The 16,267-nt window shown below is 62.5% G+C and carries 17 protein-coding genes; all 17 read right to left on the reverse strand.

Annotated features, from left to right (window positions below):
* Positions 1–12 precede the first annotated feature (12 nt).
* The 17 genes from HMPREF9237_RS00375 to HMPREF9237_RS00455 all read right to left on the reverse strand — a co-directional run bounded on the left by HMPREF9237_RS00375 (position 13) and on the right by HMPREF9237_RS00455 (position 16,075).
* Positions 13–288, reverse strand: a complete 276-nt coding sequence (locus HMPREF9237_RS00375; RefSeq protein WP_016441724.1) for a F0F1 ATP synthase subunit epsilon — start codon at positions 286–288, stop codon at positions 13–15.
* Positions 288–1,748: a F0F1 ATP synthase subunit beta gene (gene atpD / locus HMPREF9237_RS00380; RefSeq protein ID WP_016441725.1), complete on the reverse strand. Its 1,461-nt coding sequence runs from the start codon at positions 1,746–1,748 to the stop codon at positions 288–290. Before atpD ends, HMPREF9237_RS00375 begins: the two co-directional genes overlap by 1 nt.
* 29 nt (positions 1,749–1,777) lie before the next feature.
* Positions 1,778–2,710, reverse strand: coding sequence for a F0F1 ATP synthase subunit gamma (locus tag HMPREF9237_RS00385; RefSeq protein ID WP_016441726.1), 933 nt, complete (start codon positions 2,708–2,710; stop codon positions 1,778–1,780).
* Positions 2,711–2,713: 3 nt separating this feature from the next.
* Entirely contained in the window at positions 2,714–4,339 is a 1,626-nt protein-coding gene (gene atpA / locus HMPREF9237_RS00390; protein WP_016441727.1) for a F0F1 ATP synthase subunit alpha, read from the reverse strand.
* A gap of 9 nt (positions 4,340–4,348) precedes the next feature.
* A complete protein-coding gene (locus HMPREF9237_RS00395) occupies positions 4,349–5,188 on the reverse strand; it encodes a F0F1 ATP synthase subunit delta (RefSeq protein ID WP_016441728.1) in 840 nt (279 codons plus the stop codon).
* The gene (gene atpF, locus HMPREF9237_RS00400; RefSeq protein ID WP_016441729.1) at positions 5,188–5,718 is read right to left on the reverse strand and encodes a F0F1 ATP synthase subunit B; all 531 of its coding nucleotides are present in this window, start codon (positions 5,716–5,718) and stop codon (positions 5,188–5,190) included. The genes HMPREF9237_RS00395 and atpF overlap by 1 nt, the downstream gene beginning before the upstream one ends.
* Positions 5,719–5,721: 3 nt before the next feature.
* A complete protein-coding gene (gene atpE, locus HMPREF9237_RS00405) occupies positions 5,722–5,940 on the reverse strand; it encodes an ATP synthase F0 subunit C (RefSeq protein ID WP_016441730.1) in 219 nt (72 codons plus the stop codon).
* A gap of 24 nt (positions 5,941–5,964) precedes the next feature.
* Positions 5,965–6,783: a F0F1 ATP synthase subunit A gene (atpB, locus tag HMPREF9237_RS00410; RefSeq protein ID WP_016441731.1), complete on the reverse strand. Its 819-nt coding sequence runs from the start codon at positions 6,781–6,783 to the stop codon at positions 5,965–5,967.
* A gap of 220 nt (positions 6,784–7,003) precedes the next feature.
* Complete coding sequence (locus HMPREF9237_RS00415) at positions 7,004–7,423, reverse strand: hypothetical protein (protein ID WP_016441732.1); 420 nt, start codon at positions 7,421–7,423, stop codon at positions 7,004–7,006.
* A complete protein-coding gene (locus HMPREF9237_RS00420) occupies positions 7,420–8,604 on the reverse strand; it encodes a glycosyltransferase family 4 protein (protein ID WP_016441733.1) in 1,185 nt (394 codons plus the stop codon). Before HMPREF9237_RS00420 ends, HMPREF9237_RS00415 begins: the two co-directional genes overlap by 4 nt.
* Positions 8,605–8,682: 78 nt before the next feature.
* Positions 8,683–9,279 (reverse strand): L-threonylcarbamoyladenylate synthase, encoded by a 597-nt coding sequence (locus tag HMPREF9237_RS00425; protein WP_016441734.1) that lies wholly within the window; start codon positions 9,277–9,279, stop codon positions 8,683–8,685.
* Positions 9,266–10,183, reverse strand: a complete 918-nt coding sequence (prmC, locus tag HMPREF9237_RS00430) for a peptide chain release factor N(5)-glutamine methyltransferase (protein WP_016441735.1) — start codon at positions 10,181–10,183, stop codon at positions 9,266–9,268. Before prmC ends, HMPREF9237_RS00425 begins: the two co-directional genes overlap by 14 nt.
* A gap of 16 nt (positions 10,184–10,199) precedes the next feature.
* Positions 10,200–11,306: a peptide chain release factor 1 gene (prfA, locus tag HMPREF9237_RS00435; RefSeq protein WP_016441736.1), complete on the reverse strand. Its 1,107-nt coding sequence runs from the start codon at positions 11,304–11,306 to the stop codon at positions 10,200–10,202.
* Between the two features lie 124 nt (positions 11,307–11,430).
* On the reverse strand, positions 11,431–11,643 hold the full coding sequence (gene rpmE, locus HMPREF9237_RS00440) for a 50S ribosomal protein L31 (RefSeq protein ID WP_016441737.1): 213 nt from the start codon (positions 11,641–11,643) through the stop codon (positions 11,431–11,433).
* Between the two features lie 195 nt (positions 11,644–11,838).
* Positions 11,839–13,806 (reverse strand): transcription termination factor Rho, encoded by a 1,968-nt coding sequence (gene rho / locus HMPREF9237_RS00445; protein ID WP_016441738.1) that lies wholly within the window; start codon positions 13,804–13,806, stop codon positions 11,839–11,841.
* 98 nt (positions 13,807–13,904) lie between these two features.
* The gene (thrB, locus tag HMPREF9237_RS00450) at positions 13,905–14,789 is read right to left on the reverse strand and encodes a homoserine kinase (RefSeq protein WP_016441739.1); all 885 of its coding nucleotides are present in this window, start codon (positions 14,787–14,789) and stop codon (positions 13,905–13,907) included.
* Complete coding sequence (locus tag HMPREF9237_RS00455) at positions 14,789–16,075, reverse strand: homoserine dehydrogenase (RefSeq protein ID WP_016441740.1); 1,287 nt, start codon at positions 16,073–16,075, stop codon at positions 14,789–14,791. The genes thrB and HMPREF9237_RS00455 overlap by 1 nt, the downstream gene beginning before the upstream one ends.
* Positions 16,076–16,267 lie beyond the last annotated feature (192 nt).

The following is a 16,267-nucleotide window of genomic DNA, read 5'->3' on the forward strand; positions in this document are numbered from 1 at the left end:
CGCGCTCTCCGCCTACTGCCCGTTGACCGACTGCTCGCTGACCGAATCGGCCACCACAATAACCTGGTTCGCGGTCACCGTGAGGAAGCCGGAGCCGGACATTGTGAAGCTGCGATCGCGCCCGTCCGCGCAGCCGCGCACCTCGACATTGCCTTCCGTGAGGAGAGCAACAAGCGGGGTGTGGTCCGTGAGGATACCCACCGAGCCTTCGGTGCCGGGCGCGGTTACCGATTCGGCATTCCCGCGCCACGCCAACTCCCGCTGGGAAACGATCTCAACGTCCAGCATTATTCGCTCCGCAGTTCGTGGTACTTGCGTTCCAGATCCTCGATGCCTCCAATATTGAAGAAGGCCTGCTCGGGGACATGATCGTACTCGCCGTCGCAAATACGGCGGAACGCTTCAACGGTTTCCGCAACCGGAACGGTGGAGCCTTCCACGCCGGTGAACTTCACCGCGGTGTACATATTCTGCGAGAGGAACTGCTGGATCCGGCGCGCGCGGGCGACGGTCAGGCGGTCTTCTTCGGAGAGTTCATCCACACCGAGGATGGAGATGATGTCCTGAAGTTCGCGGTTCTTCTGGAGGATTGCCTTGACGCGGGTCGCGACTTCGTAGTGCTGCTGGCCCACGATCTGCGGGTCCAGAATACGCGAAGTCGAGGCGAGGGGATCCACCGCCGGGTAAATACCCATGGAGGCGATATCACGCGAGAGCTCGGTGGTTGCATCCAAGTGGGCGAAGGTGGTTGCCGGCGCCGGGTCGGTGTAATCGTCCGCGGGAACGTAAATGGCCTGCAGCGAGGTAATGGAATGCCCGCGCGTGGAGGTAATACGTTCCTGGAGCGCACCCATTTCATCGGCCAGGGTGGGCTGGTAGCCCACCGCGGAAGGCATGCGCCCGAGCAGGGTGGATACTTCCGAACCGGCCTGGGTGAAGCGGAAGATGTTATCGATGAAGAGCAACACGTCCTGGTTGGCGACATCGCGGAAGTACTCCGCCATGGTCAAACCGGACAGCGCGATACGCAGGCGCACCCCCGGCGGCTCGTCCATCTGGCCGAAAACGAGGGCCGTCTTATCAAGAACCCCGGCTTCGTCCATTTCGTGGATGAGGTCGTTACCTTCGCGGGTACGTTCGCCCACCCCGGCGAATACGGAAACACCATCGTGGTCGAGGGCCACGCGCTGGATCATTTCCTGGATGAGGACCGTTTTACCCACGCCCGCGCCGCCGAAGAGGCCGATCTTGCCACCCTGCACGTACGGGGTGAGCAGGTCGATAACCTTGAGGCCGGTCTGGAACATCTGGGTTTCCGGCTCGAGTTCGTCGAAAGCGGGAGCCTGACGGTGAATCGACCAGCGTTCCTTCACCTCGATCTCATCGGGAGAGACGTTGAGCGGTTCGCCCACGACGTTGAAGACGTGCCCGCGGGTCACGTCTCCCACCGGAACGGTGATGGGGGCACCGGTATCGATCACGACGGCGCCGCGCACCAGACCGTCCGTCGGCTTCATCGCGATGGTGCGCACCACGTTATCACCCAGGTGCTGGGCCACTTCCAAGACCATCTCCTGCTCGATGACGCTTCCGTCACCGGCGGGGAGGGTAGCCGTGGTTTTCAGTGCGTTATTGATATCGGGAAGCGCGTCGGACGGAAATTCGACGTCGACGACGGCGCCAATGACCTGCGTAATCCGGCCGGTTGTGGCCAGGTCCGCGGTCTGCTCCTCTAGTTGTGCAGTCATAGTGTGTTCCTTATCCGTTACGAAGCGCGTTATCCGTTACTTAGGGCATCGGCACCGGAGACGATTTCAGTGATCTCGGTGGTGATCTCAGCCTGGCGCGCGTTATTGGCGAGCCGGGTGTACTTCTCAATAAGTTCAGCGGCGTTATCGGTAGCCGCGTGCATCGCCTGCTGGCGCGAGGCGAGTTCGGAGGCCGCCGCCATGAGAAGAATCGAGGAGATACGTTTGCGAACATACATGGGCACGAGCGCTTCGAAAACGTCGTGTGCCGAGGGTTCGAAATCGTAGAGCGGTTCGGTTTCTTCCGTACCGCCGCCCGAGAATTCCGATCCGGTATCCTCCAAATCACCTTCCCCGTAGTCAACAATGGCTAGCGGAAGCATATGGCGCACCTGCACCACCTGGCTCACCATCGATTCGAAACGGGTGTAGACCACGTGAACTTCGGCGACGCCGCCTTCTTCCGGCGGAGCGGTGAAAGCCTCGAGGAGGGTGCGCGCGATTTCATCGGATTGCTCCGGATCGGGCTTATCCGAGGTACCACTCCACTCCCCGGCGATATTCACCCCGCGGAACTTGAAGTACTGCAGGCCACGCCGCCCGGTCACGTAGAGCACCGGATCCTTACCTTCGGCGCGCAGATTCTCCACGGTGCGTTCCGCTTCGCGCAACACGTTGGCGGAATAAGCTCCCGCCATGCCGCGATCGGAGGTCACCACGAGCACCGCTACCCGATTGGTATCGGTGCGCTCGCGCATCAGCGGGTGCTGGGCGTCAAAATCGTGGCGCCCCACCAACCCGAGCGCGCGGGTTACCGCCCGCGCGTAGGGGTCCAGTTCCTGCGCTTCCCGGCGCGCCGAGCCGATACGCGAGGCCGCAATGAGCTCCATCGCGCGGAACACCTTTTGCAGGGTGCTCGTCGCACGAATTTTGCTCTTGTAAATCCTCTGTTCGCCGGCCATCGATTAACCCTTCGTCGGCCGCGCGAGAGTTTCACGGGCCTGCTCGGCCGGAACATCCTCTTCCCCACCCGCGGGCAGGTTTTCGGCAGTGCGGTAGGACTCCGTGAAGGCACTCACCGTGGCTTCCAGTTCGGCTTCGAGATCCTTATCCATCTCACCGGTCGAGGCAATGGTTTCCAGCACCGAGGAGTTGTGACGCACGTAGTCGAGCATGCGGGCTTCCCAATCGTGCACCTTCTCCACCGGGACATCATCGAGATATCCCTTCGAGCCAGCCCACACCGAGACCACCTGTTCCTCAATGGGGTACGGGGTGTACTGCGGCTGCTTAAGCAGTTCCATGAGGCGCTCACCGCGGGTGAGCTGCTGGCGGGTAGCCGGATCAAGATCGGAAGCAAACATCGCGAAGGCCGCCTGGGAACGGTACTGCGCCAAGGTAATCTTCAGGGTACCGGCAACCTTCTTCATCGCCTTGATCTGCGCGTCGCCACCCACGCGGGACACCGAAATACCCACGTCCACGGCCGGGCGCTGATTGGAGTTGAAGAGGTCGGATTGCAAGAAGATCTGACCGTCGGTAATGGAAATAACGTTGGTCGGAATATAGGCCGACACGTCGTTCGCCTTGGTTTCCACAATCGGAAGGCCGGTCATGGACCCCCCGCCCAGCTCATCGGAGAGCTTGGCGCAGCGTTCCAGCAGGCGCGAATGCAGGTAGAAAACGTCGCCCGGGTAGGCTTCACGCCCCGGCGGGCGGCGCAGCAACAGGGACACAGCGCGGTAGGCTTCGGCTTGCTTGGACAGATCGTCAAAGACGATGAGCACGTGCTTACCTTCGTACATCCAGTGCTGGCCGATGGCCGAACCGGTGTAGGGAGCCAGGTACTTGAAGCCCGCCGGATCAGATGCCGGGGAAGCCACGATAGTGGTGTACTCCAGCGCGCCGTAGCGGGCCAGGGTGCCGCGCACCGAAGCGATGGTGGAACCCTTCTGGCCGATGGCCACGTAAATGCAGCGCACCTGCTTGGAAGGATCCCCGGTTTCCCAGTTCTTACGCTGGTTAAGGATGGTATCAATCGCGAGGGCGGTTTTACCTGTCTGGCGATCCCCAATAATGAGCTGGCGCTGCCCGCGCCCGATCGGGGTCATTGAGTCAATCGCCTTGATACCGGTTTCTAGCGGTTCGTGCACCGACTTACGCATCATTACGCCGGGAGCCTGCAGCTCTAGAGCACGCCGGCCACTGAGATTCTCAATTTCGCCCAGGCCGTCAATCGGCTTGCCGAGCGGATCCACCGTGCGGCCGAGGTATCCGTCGCCCACCGGGACGGAGAGCACCTCACCGCTGCGGCGCACTTCCTGACCTTCTTCAATATTGGAGAAGTCGCCGAGAACCACAACGCCGATTTCCCGCTCTTCCAAGTTCATCGCCAGTCCGCGGGTGCCATCCTCGAAAACGAGAAGTTCATTGGCCATCGCACCGGGCAGGCCGGCCACGCGGGCGATGCCGTCCGCCGTCATGGTGACGTGACCAACTTGCTCACTCTCGGACTGCTCCGGCGTGTAGCTACGCACGAAGTTATCGAGCGCTGCCCGAATCTCTTCGGGCTGGATTGTCAGATCAGCCATTCTTTTTCCTTACCTGTTGCTCGCCGGTGCCGCCGGCATGGCCGCGACTTTATCGCGTACATCTTTAATTCTGGACTGCAGCGTCGCGTCAATAACATCCGAACCGTGCTGGATACGCATGCCGCCCACCACAGTCGGATCTACCGAGACGTGGATGGAAACTTCAGTTCCGTACATCGCGGTCAGGGCGCGCTGGAGACGTTCCTCTTGGCTCGGAGTGAGCGGCTGGGCTACCAGCACCGATACTCCGGATACATCACCCAACTCAGCTGCCTGGGCCGCGTACTCCATGAGTAATGCGGCCAGGGTCATCTCCCGTACTCGCGCGAGGGCGCGGTGCGCGAGCACCCGAGTTTCCTCCCGAATATTCGGAACCACGCGATCAAAGAGCGCGGCGCGTTCCTCCGCGGAGTATTCCTCGCGGGAGAGCGTGATGCGTAGAGCGGGAGTTTCTTTAAGGGTACGCATGAGCTGGTAGAGCTCATCTTCGACGCCGGAGAGCACCCCGGCGCCACGCGCCCGCACCAGCACGGCGTGTGCGCCGAGGGTATCCACGGTCGTGACGAGATCAGCGTCCTCCGTCCACGTCCGCCCCGCTACCGCGCGCAGCACCGTAAGAACCGGTGCGCTCACGTGGGCGGCGAAAATGGTACCTGCCAGGCTTTTCCGTGCCGCCCCAGCCCGGGTGGTATCCGCGAGGGTTCCACGCAGGGAGGGAGAGGCATTGATGGCGTCTGCAGCGGCGAAAAGTTCGCGCGCCAAGTCAATTTCCCGGCCGGGATGTTCCTGAAGCAGCGCGTCCCACTCGGCGGTGACCGCGGCGGCGGATTGCTTACTCGTGGACCGCATTACGCCCCCGTTCGCGCCTGTTCCTCGAGATTATCGAGGAACGAATCGACAACGCCCTGATTTACACTCGGATCGAGGCGAATCTGCTCACCCACGATACGACCGGCCAGCTGCGAAGCCATGGTACCCAGATCCGCGCGGAGAATCCGCGCGGCGGCGTCGGTATCAGCCTTAATCTGAACCTGGGCCGCGGCGGAAATGCGCCGCGCTTCTTCACCGGCTTCCCGGCGCGCACGCTCGATAATATCGGAGGCATTGGACTGTGCCTGGGCGCGGATATCCGCGGCTTCGCGCACCGCGGCATCCTTTTCGGACTGGATAGTGGCACGTTCCTGAGCCACTTCCTCGCGGGCACGCTCGGCAGCGAGCAAACCTTCTTCGATTTTCTCCCGCCGCTCATCGAGCATCTTCGTCAACGTAGGCCAGGCGAATTTATACACCGCGATGGCGACGATGAGAAAAGATACCGTGCCCCACAGCAGATCCGGGATGGCCGGAATAATAACACTGTGTTCTTCAGCGAGATACATTGCTTAAGCTCCGAACACGAAGCCCGCGGCGAAGCCGATCAGGCCGAGTGCTTCGGTAAAGGCGATGGACAGGAACATATTGACACGCAGGTAGCCGCGGATCTCGGGCTGGCGTGCGGTAGCTTCCTGGTTCTTCGCACCGATGAGGCCGACGCCGATGCCGGGGCCGATGGCCGCGAGACCGTAACCGATGGTCGCGAGAACTGCTGCAGATCCAGTCATGGGATTGTCCTTTTCTTGTTGTTTTTAGTGGGCGGAAATAGAAAGTTGGATATACGCGGCGGTGAGCAGGGCGAAGATATACGCCTGCAGGCACGCCACGAAAAGTTCAAAAACGGTGAAGAGGATACCGGCCACCAGGGTAACCGTACCCAGGCCAATGCCGAGACCCCCGCCCATGGAGAAGTAGAGCGCGTGGGTACCCAGGAAGCAAAGCACGAGCAACATGTGCCCGGAAAGCATATTGGCCAACAAACGAACCGTCAGTGTGACGGGCCGAATGATGAAAGTGGAGAGCAACTCAATGGGCGTCATGATGATGTAAATCGGCCAGGGCACCCCGGGCGGGAAGAGCTGTTCCTTGAAGAAGGTACCCGCCCCGCGTTCTTTCATACCCGCAATAATGAAAGCCACGTACGCCACCACGGCGTAAATGAGCGGCATACCAATAACCGACGTACCCGCGAGCTGCAAGCCCGGGATAACGCCGGTCAGGTTCATAAAGAGAGTACCGAGGAAAATGGTAGCGAGCAGGGGCTGGTACTTCCGTGCCTGCCCTTCAAGAATTTCTTCACCGATCTGCACCCGCGAGAAGTCCAGCAAGGATTCCATCGCGGCCTGCGCGCGGCCCGGAATGAGCTTGGCGCGCTTGGCGTAGATAACGCAGAAAACCAGAAGAACTAAAGCCGCAAGAAGACGAATCACCATCACGCGATTCATCTCAAATGGCGTGCCGGCGAAGAAGATGGGGGCGGGGAAGAATTCCTCAACTCCCGGGGCGTGGAACCCGTCGTTCTCCATCGGCAGGCCGAGCATGCTCAGATTCGCGAACGAACCGACTGCCATGCGCTCACCCTCTCCATCGAATCTTTCCGCGGCGGGAACCCCGCCTGAACGGCACTGCTAACTTATCTTAGCGTGGAAATCACAATTGTCATCACCGCACGGCCTTGAACTTCGCCGCCGTGAACAGTGGTCTACGTTACTCTTGCCGCCTCTGCACGACTAGGACTTAGCGCCCTGGTCCCGAAGAGTACGCGCGGCGCAGTCCTACACAGAGCCAGGCTCACGGTGTGTCCGCGCGCAGATCAGCGCGCAGCACCACCCAAGATTGCATTGCGAGCGCGCAGATAATGAGCCCGGCAAGTGCCAGCGCCGCGGTTCCCACCGGCGCGCTCGTGAGGGCTCGCACTGCCCCGAGTCCCCCGAAGACCACCGCGAGTTTGACCGCGTAGCCGCCCAGGGCCCACCCGGCCCCGCCGGGCAGGTAGCGCGCACTAGCCCAGGTGACCGCCTGGAGTATCAGCGCAATGAGGGTGGCCCAGCCCATGGCACAGGCATGCTCGCCCTGGCCGGCAAGCAGGCACCCCGCCACCCCGATTATTCCGACGACGACGCAACCGAGTGTTGCGCTCAGCTGGGCACGGTGCAGCAATCGCCCGGCGCCTCCGCTCGGGGCAGCTCGCCACCCGGATTGGGCTCTCATGATGCCTCCTCCGCTTCCCGCACCGGCTCCACTTCGGAAATGGGCGCATCTCCGGCATTCTCCTCCGGAATGCGCTCCCCGCGCGCTGCCGAGCTGCGCCGTCGCCCGAACATCCCGAAGGTGACCACGCAACCGAGCACCACCCCGGCCGCTCCAATCAGGGCGACGTGCCGGGCGGGTAACACAATAAGCAAAATGCAGGTGAATGAAAAAATGGCCGTCCACAAATAGAGGATGAGCACGGTGCCGGTATGCGAATGCCCCAGGCGCAGCAGGCGGTGGTGAAGGTGACCGGCGTCGGCGTGGAAAGGAGACTGCCCGCGGGCCAGGCGCCGGGTGACGGCCCAGATGAAATCAGAGAGCGGCAGCACCACCACGGCGAGGGCCAGCAGCAGCGGCAGATATGCCGGGAGCGCGTAACCGAGGGAGGTCGATTGCGGGTCGATCTGCCCGGTGACCTGGATTGCGGAGGCGGCCAGCACCATGCCGAGCATGAGCGCTCCCGAATCACCCATAAAGATACGGGCCGGATGGAAATTATGCGGCAGGATACCCGCGCACATCCCCACCGTGGCCGCCGCGGCCGCGCAGGCCACCGACGTGTAATCCCCCGGGGTGGCATTGCGAGTAAGAATATAGGAATAAATAAAGAAAGCCAGGGATGCAATGCCCACGATCCCGGCGGCCAGCCCGTCCAGACCGTCCATGAAGTTCACGGCATTCACCGTGATCACCACCATGAGGATGGTAAAGAAAATCGAAAGGCGAGTGGAGCCCACGGTCAGGCCCATAAAGGGCAGCGTGACGAATTGGACGCCCTGCCAGGCCATGACCCCGGCAGCCAGCACCTCGCCGGCCAGTTTCGTCATCCAATCCAGTTCCCAGATATCGTCGATGGCACCCACCAGACACATGAGCCCGGCGCCCAGCCAGATCGCCCAGGCTTGCGAGGCGGGCCCGAGCACCCGATGCAGGTAGGGGATCTGAGAGGCAATAGCGAAAGAAGCTGAAAAGCCCAGGAACATGGCCACTCCGCCCAGCCGCGGGATAGGCACGGTGTGGATATCGCGTTCGCGCACCTGTGTCATGGCACCCACGCGTAGCGCCAGGCGCAGAATCGCGGGGACGAGGAAGTAGGTGATGGCGCAGCTGAGCACCATCATGAGCAGGTAAACGCGCACGCTCTCTCCTTACCTTGACCGCTGCCGTTCAGTCTAGCCGGCCCGGCTCCTGCATCAGTGCGCCGCCGCCGAACCGCTTCAGCCCAAGGGCACCACCGCGGCAATATCCTCGTCCGGAATAGCGCCGTGGCGCAGGATGTGTGCCCGTTCTCCCGCGAAACTCACGATGGTGGACGGCACTCCGCCCGGTGCGGTGCCTCCGTCCAGGTATACCGCGACTTTCTCTCCCAGCTGCTCGCGAGCCTGCGCGGCGGTGCGGGCCGGCGCGTGCTCGGTAAGATTCGCGGAGGATACGGCCAGCGGACCGGTGCGGCGCAGCAGCTCCAGGGCGAGCGGGTGATCGGGCATGCGCAGCGCCACGGTGCCGTGGGTTTCGCCCAGATCCCAGCCGATGCTGTCATTCGCGGGGAGGATGAGGGTAAGAGCCCCGGGCCAGTACGCCGCCGCGAGCGCGCGGGCGCCGGCCGGGATGCCGGAGGTCAAACGTGCGGCGTCGTCCATCGACGCGACAAGAACCGGGGAGGGCTTATCGCGCCCGCGCCCCTTCGCGGTGAGGAGCCGGGTGACAGCCGCGCGCGAAAACGCATCGGCACCCAGCCCGTAGACGGTATCGGTGGGGAGAACCACGAGCTCGCCGCGCGCGAGGGCGGCTACCGCGGCATCACATGTGTCCATATTCTGCCTCCAAAAAACGTTCCCGCCCGGCCAGGTCCCGGCCGGTTGCCACCCGGGTAAAACCGACGCTGCGGGCATACTCGCGCAGGGGCGCGCTCTGCGTCTCCGCGTGTTCGAGAACGAGGATACCCCCGTCCCGCAATAGCTGCGCCGCGCGCGCGACAAAAAGCCTGGGCAGGTCCAGGCCGTCCGCTCCCCCGCCCCACAGGGCGCGCGCCGGATCGGCCCGTACTTCTGCACAAACGGGCGTATCGGGTGGAATATAGGGAGGATTAGCGACGACGACGCTCACCGCGTGGTCCAGTTCCGGGAGCGGCTCAGCTACATCGTGGTGTAGGAAAGTGACGGGTGACCCGTAGCGGGCATTATTGGTGGCAGCTAGTTGCAGGGCCCGGGGATCTGTGTCGACGCCGATCACCCGGGCGGCGGGGACTTCAGTCGCAATACTCAGGGCAATGGCTCCGCTACCGGTGCCCAAATCGAGGACGAGGGGGCCTGCCTGCTGCGCGGCGGCGCGGGAGCGCGCCGCCGCTGCGCCGTCGTTCTTGAGAGATGCGGCGTTACCGCGGCTCTGCGCGGCCACGCACGCACGCACGTGCTCAATGGCACGTTCGGCTACGATCTCAGTTTCCGGGCGCACAATCAGCGCATCGGGCGTGGAAACCAGCTCGAGGTAGCGAAAATACATCCGCCCGGTAATATGCTGCAGCGGCTCGCGCGTGGCGCGGCGGGCCAGGTAGCTTGCAAAAAGCTCACACTGGGCGGGAGATGGGGTATCGCGCGGATGGGGGCGCCTGCCCGCCACCGCTTCGGCCAACCAGCGGGCATCGGCGGCCGGCGAATCCACCCCGGCCGCGGTGAGCTGCGCGGTGGCACCTGCCAGCAATTCCGCCCAGGTGGTCATAGCGCTCGGCTGCTCTCTACTTTTCTTCCGCGGCTTCCATGCGAGCCGCTTCGTCCATAATCCGGGCCGAATCAATAACGGCATCCAGATCCCCATCGAGGACCGCGTCGAGATTATGGGCCTTGTAGCCGGTGCGATGATCGGAAATACGATTTTCCGGGAAATTATAGGTGCGGATGCGCTCGGAACGGTCCAGGGTACGCACCTGGGAATGACGCAATTCCGCGTTTTCAGCGGCCTGCTGATCCAGCTGGAGCTGGCGCAACCGCGCGCGCAGCACCCGCATAGCAGATTCGCGATTTTGGATCTGCGATTTTTCGTCCTGCATGGACACCACGATCCCGGTGGGAAGGTGGGTGATACGCACCGCCGAATCGGTGGTATTCACGGACTGCCCGCCAGGCCCCGAGGATCGGTACACGTCAATGCGCAGGTCATTGGCGGCGATTTCCACTTCGCCCGGGTCGTCCACTTCCGCGAAAACAAGCACCCCGGCGGTGGAGGTCTGGATGCGCCCCTGGGATTCGGTCACGGGTACGCGCTGCACCCGGTGAACCCCGCCCTCGTACTTGAGGTGGGCCCATACGCCGTCGGAAGGATCCTCAAGCTGCCCGCGGGAACGGATGGCGACCTCGAGGTCCTTGTAGCCACCCAGCTCGGTTTGGTTGGCACCCAGCACTTCCCAAGTCCAGCCCTTGGAGGTGGCGTAACGTTCGTACATGCGGGCCAGATCCCCGGCGAAGAGGGCGGATTCTTCCCCGCCGGCCCCGCCTTTGATTTCCATAATGACATCGCGGGCGTCATCTTCATCGCGGGGAATGAGGACTTCCGTGAGTTCCTGGGAGGCTGCCTCGTAGCGTTCTTCCATTCCGGGAAGTTCGGGGCGGAAGAGTTCAGCATCCTCCCCACCCTGGGAGATGATCTCCCGGGCTTCGGTCAGGTCCTGTTCGGCCTGGAGGAAACGCCGGTACACGCGTACCACCCGCCCGAGTTCGGCGTAGCGCCGCCCGAGTGAACGCAATTTATCCGGGGAGGAGAGAACTTCCGGGCTGGCCATATCCGCTTCGATTTTTTCAAATTCAGCGAGATGGTGCTCGGCAACCTCACGACGTGTATCAGCCATAACGAGGACCTTTCTTCACGCGCACCCCGCGCGTGCCCTACCGCCACGGGACTGTGGCAGCTCTACCGACAATAGTGCAAAAAGAAAAGGAGCGCCCTTGCGGTGACGCTCCTTTCCGTGGCGCTTACTTCTTGCGCTTGCCGTAGCGTGCCTCGAAGCGAGCCACACGCCCACCGGTATCCAGGATCTTCTGCTTGCCGGTGTAGAACGGGTGGCAGTTATTGCACACTTCCACGCGCATGTGGTCACCGTTGTAGGTGGAACGGGTGGTGAACTCATTACCGCAGGTACAGGTCACGGAGACCTCGTGGTAATCGGGATGGATTCCCTGCTTCATTATCTCTCCTTGGTTCGTAGCTGCTCCCGGGTCCGAGCACGGTTCTCCGTATCACGGTGAACCGGGAGCCGACAGAAAATTATGGCACGGGCGGCCCGGCCGAGACAAGGTACCGTGCGCGTATCACATCATGACGTGCTGCGCGTGCTCGGTACCCGACCCCCGGCCGGATCTTCCCGCCGTGTTTTATTCGGCTTATTCGCCGCGCGATCCTTGCATGGAACGCATAATCGACACGAGGAATTCCGCGTTATTTTCGGTATTCCGCATCCGCTTGAGCACGAAGTCCGCCGCTTCATCCACCCCGAGGGTGCCCAGGGCCCGGCGCAGCTGCCAGATGACCTTGAGTTCTTCGGGCTTGTAAAGCAGTTCTTCGCGGCGGGTACCCGAGGCGTTGATATCGATCGCCGGGAAGATACGCCGGTCCGCGAGCTGGCGCGAGAGGCGCAGTTCCATATTGCCGGTGCCCTTGAACTCTTCGAAAATAACTTCGTCCATCTTCGAGCCAGTTTCCACCAGCGCGGAGGCGATAATCGTGAGCGAACCACCATTTTCGATATTGCGCGCCGCACCGAAGAACTTCTTGGGCGGGTAGAGTGCCGCGGCATCCACACCACCGGAGAGGATGCGCCCCGAGGCCGGGGCCGCGAGATTGTAGGCACGCGAAAGGCGGGTGAGGGAATCGAGGAGAACCACCACATCCTGACCGAGTTCCACCAGGCGCTTAGCGCGCTCGATAGCGAGTTCAGAGACGATGGTGTGATCCGAAGCCGGGCGATCAAAGGTAGAAGCAATCACTTCACCCTTGACGATGCGACGCATATCCGTCACTTCTTCGGGGCGTTCATCCACGAGGACCACCATGATATGAACCTCGGGATCATTAGCGGCAATCGCCTTGGCGATCTGCTGCATAATCATGGTCTTCCCGGCCTTCGGCGGAGAAACAATGAGACCACGCTGGCCCTTACCAATAGGAGCAACCAGATCGATAGCGCGGGTGGACAGGCCCTTGCGTTCGGTTTCCAGACGCAAAATCTCATCCGGGTAGACCGGGGTGAGTTTATTGAAGTCCGGGCGGCGCGCTGCTTCGGCTGCGGGCAGGGAGTTAATAGTATCTACCTGGACAAGCTGATTACCGGAACGGTTATTGTTCTGGTTATTGTAACGACGGCGCGGATTACGCTTGTTATTACGGTTATTATGCGAGGAATTATCCTCATCGTGCTGACGAATAGCGCCCACCACAGCATCCCCGCGGCGCAGCCCGTACTGGCGCACCAGCGCGGTGGAAATCTGCGCGTCATTGGGGCCGGGCAGGTAGCCGCCGGTGCGCAGCACCATCTGGTTACCCTGGGCGTCCACAATGCCGGCAACGGGAACGAGGGTATCCTCCGCCTGGCGCTTGCCGGCCGGAATCTCCTGGCGTTCCTCACGTTCGGGCTTCGAAGCCGGCGCGGACTCCTCCGCCTCGTGATCCGTGCGATCAGTACGTTCGGTGCGTTCCGCGGTGCGCCGAGAGCGGCGGGCCTCGTCATGTTCTTCACCGCGCCGGTTGCGCTTACGGCGGCGGCGTTCCGAGGTGGTGTCATGGTGGTCACCGGCGCGGCGTTCCGCGGCATCGCCAATGGCATCCAGAACCGCGAGGGTATTTTCATCGCTGAGGGAATCGGAGCGACGCGCGGCCTGGCCGGCTTCCGGCTTTGGTTCAGGCAAATCGATATGAACCGGTTCGCGGTGATCCCGGCGCACCCGGCGCCGCACCTTACGCTCCTCACGATCTTCCCGTTCTTCACGGCTGGGAGCTGCTACCGGGGCGCTTTCCGCACTGGGTGCCGATACCGCTGCGCGGGTAACAGTTCGTGTTTTCCGAGTCGGAGCGACAGCTTCCGCGGCTTCGGTAGCAACCGCTTCGCTTTCTTTCTTCGCTGCGGTCTTGGCCGTGGTGGCAGCAGCGGACTTTTCGCGCGGCTTCGTGATATTGGCGAGGCTATCTTCCTTACGGGGCCGCCCGCGCCGCGCGGGGCGAACTTCGCGAATGGCCGCGAGCAGGTCCGCCTTCTTAGCTTTCGGGTCAATGTCCAGGCCGAGTTCTTCGGCGAGCGCGCGCAGCTGCGGCACCCGCATCGTTGAGATTGCGCCTGATGTTGGGGTTTCCGTCACGAGGTTCCTTCCTCGGAATTCAGGGGTTGTTAACGCACTTATGACAATTTCAAGTACGTGGGAAATAACCGGTATAAGAACGTCGGTTAGACCTTAGTCTACACCAGATAGGCGCCCTGTGTGGACATTCCAGCAGTATTCACCGTAAATCCACGCCGCTGCATCATAGATACTGTGTCAGCGTCAAGGCGTGAAAATACTAGCACGGATGGGCCCGCACCGGAAATAACGGCCGGGAACCCGGCCGCGCGCAAGGCCCGTACCGCGTCCGCGGATGCCGGCATCGCCCCGGCGCGATAGTCCTGGTGGAGGCGATCTTCGGTGGCCTGCCACAGCAAATCCGGGTAGTGCTCGAGGGCGAGGGCAAGCATCGCGGTGCGCGAAGCATTAAAAGCTGCATCTGCGTGCGGAACGGTATCCGGTAATGCGGCCCGCGCCTTTTCAGTCAGGAGTTGTTCACCCGGAATAAGGAGAGTGGTTTCCACCGCGGTGGGGATACGCGCCGCCCGGGCCTGCGTTCCTTCCATCCAAGTAACGACGGCGCCCCCGAAAATTGCCGGTGCGGCATTATCGGGGTGTCCCTCAAATTCGGTGGCGAGGGAGAGGAGCACGCCGTCGTCGAATATATCGGGGCGATCCACGAGGCCGCGCACTAAAAGTAAGCCGGCCACCACGGCCGCCGCGGAAGAACCGAGGCCGCGCCCCTGCGGAATTGCGTTAACGCAGTGCAGCTCGAAGCCGACGCCGGGCAGGGCCGCGGCCTCAAAACCGCGGCGCAGGGCCCGTACGATGAGGTGATCTTCTCCGGTGGGAAGAACATCCGCGCCCTCCCCTTCGATACTCACCCGGGTGGCACCGGTGGTGAGGCGCACGCTGACCTCGTCCCAGAGGTTATGCGCCATACCCATGCAATCAAAACCGGGACCGAGGTTGCCGGAGGTCGCCGGGACCCGCACCCGCGCTTCGGAGGTGGCGATACGCATTAGGCCACCTCCACCCGCACAAAGCTCGCGGTGCTCACCGTTGCCGGCCCCGCGGCGGCGGAGAGATCCGCAATGGTCGCTTCCACATCAGCTTGGAGGGCTTCGTGGGTGGTGACCGTGAGACGGCACAGGTGGTCCGCGGTGGGCGATTCTTGAGTAACCCCGCTAATGGACACATTGTGGCGGGCAAAAGTACCGGTAACCTCGCTGAGAACACCCACGTGATCAGCCACGTCCATGCTCAGCTGGAAACGCGAACGCGCCTGGGCGGGAGGCAGAATCGGCAGCTCTCCGTAAGCCAGTTCGCGCGGGGCCAGCCCGCCGTGCACGCGGTGATGCGCGGCGGCCACCAGATCGGAGAGCACCGCGGTGGCGGTAGGATTCCCGCCAGCTCCCGGCCCGTAAAACATGAGCCGATCAGCGGCTTCACCCTCCACCACAATGGCGTTATAGGCTCCGTGTACGGTGGCGAGCGGATGCTGAGCAGGAATAAGGGTGGGGCCCACGTACAATTCAATGCCGTTCGCGCGCCGCTTGGCGGAAGCCACCAGCTTGACCACGTACCCGCCCCGCCCGGCCGAAGCGATCATCTCCGGGGTGATATCGCGGATTCCATGGGTATGCACATCCGAAAGCTGGACGCGGGTGTGGAAAGCGAGAGAGGCCAGGATGGCGCATTTTGCCGCGGCGTCGTACCCGTCCACATCGGCACTCGGATCAGCTTCGGCATAGCCAAGCTCCTGCGCCTTTTTCACCGCGGCATCGAAACTTTCCCCGTTGGTAGTCATTTCGTCGAGAATGTAATTGGTGGTGCCATTGACGATTCCGAGAATATGGGTAACGCGATCCCCGGCGAGGGATTCGCGCAGTCCGTACACCACCGGAACGGCCCCGCCCACCGCGGCCTCGTAATAGAGGTCAACGCCGGCACGCGCCGCGGCGTCGTACAATTCTGGACCGTGTTCGGCCAGCAGCGCCTTATTTCCGGTGACCACCGAGGCACCGGCGGCAAAAGCAGCCAAAATATATTCGCGCGCCGGTTCGATACCGCCCATCAATTCGATAACAATATCCGCCTGGGCAATAATGGCGTGGGCATCGGTGGTGAGCAGTGCGCGATCAATCGCAGGATCGCGCGGGGCCTCCAGGTTACGCACCGCAATTCCGATCACGCGCAGGCGCGCTCCGGCTCGCAGGTTAAATTCTTCCGCATTGGCTTGCAGCAGGCGGACGACGGCGCTTCCTACCGTTCCCGCCCCCAGCAGGGCAACCTTGACTTCCTTCACGCCTACTCCTTATCTTGACGAACGCGCCGCGCGACTGCCGGCTCGGCCTGCGCGGGTGCCGGCTCGGTCCGGGCGATGCGCCGGCCCCCTAGCTGTCCTCGCGTGTCCTAGCCTAGCGAAGGTGGAGCCGATGCGCGCTGTTGGCCCGCCCGCTACCGATGCATGGGCTCCGCGTGGCACCGAAACGAGGTG

The organism is Actinotignum schaalii FB123-CNA-2 (genome assembly GCF_000411135.1).
Lineage (GTDB): Bacteria > Actinomycetota > Actinomycetes > Actinomycetales > Actinomycetaceae > Actinotignum > Actinotignum schaalii_A.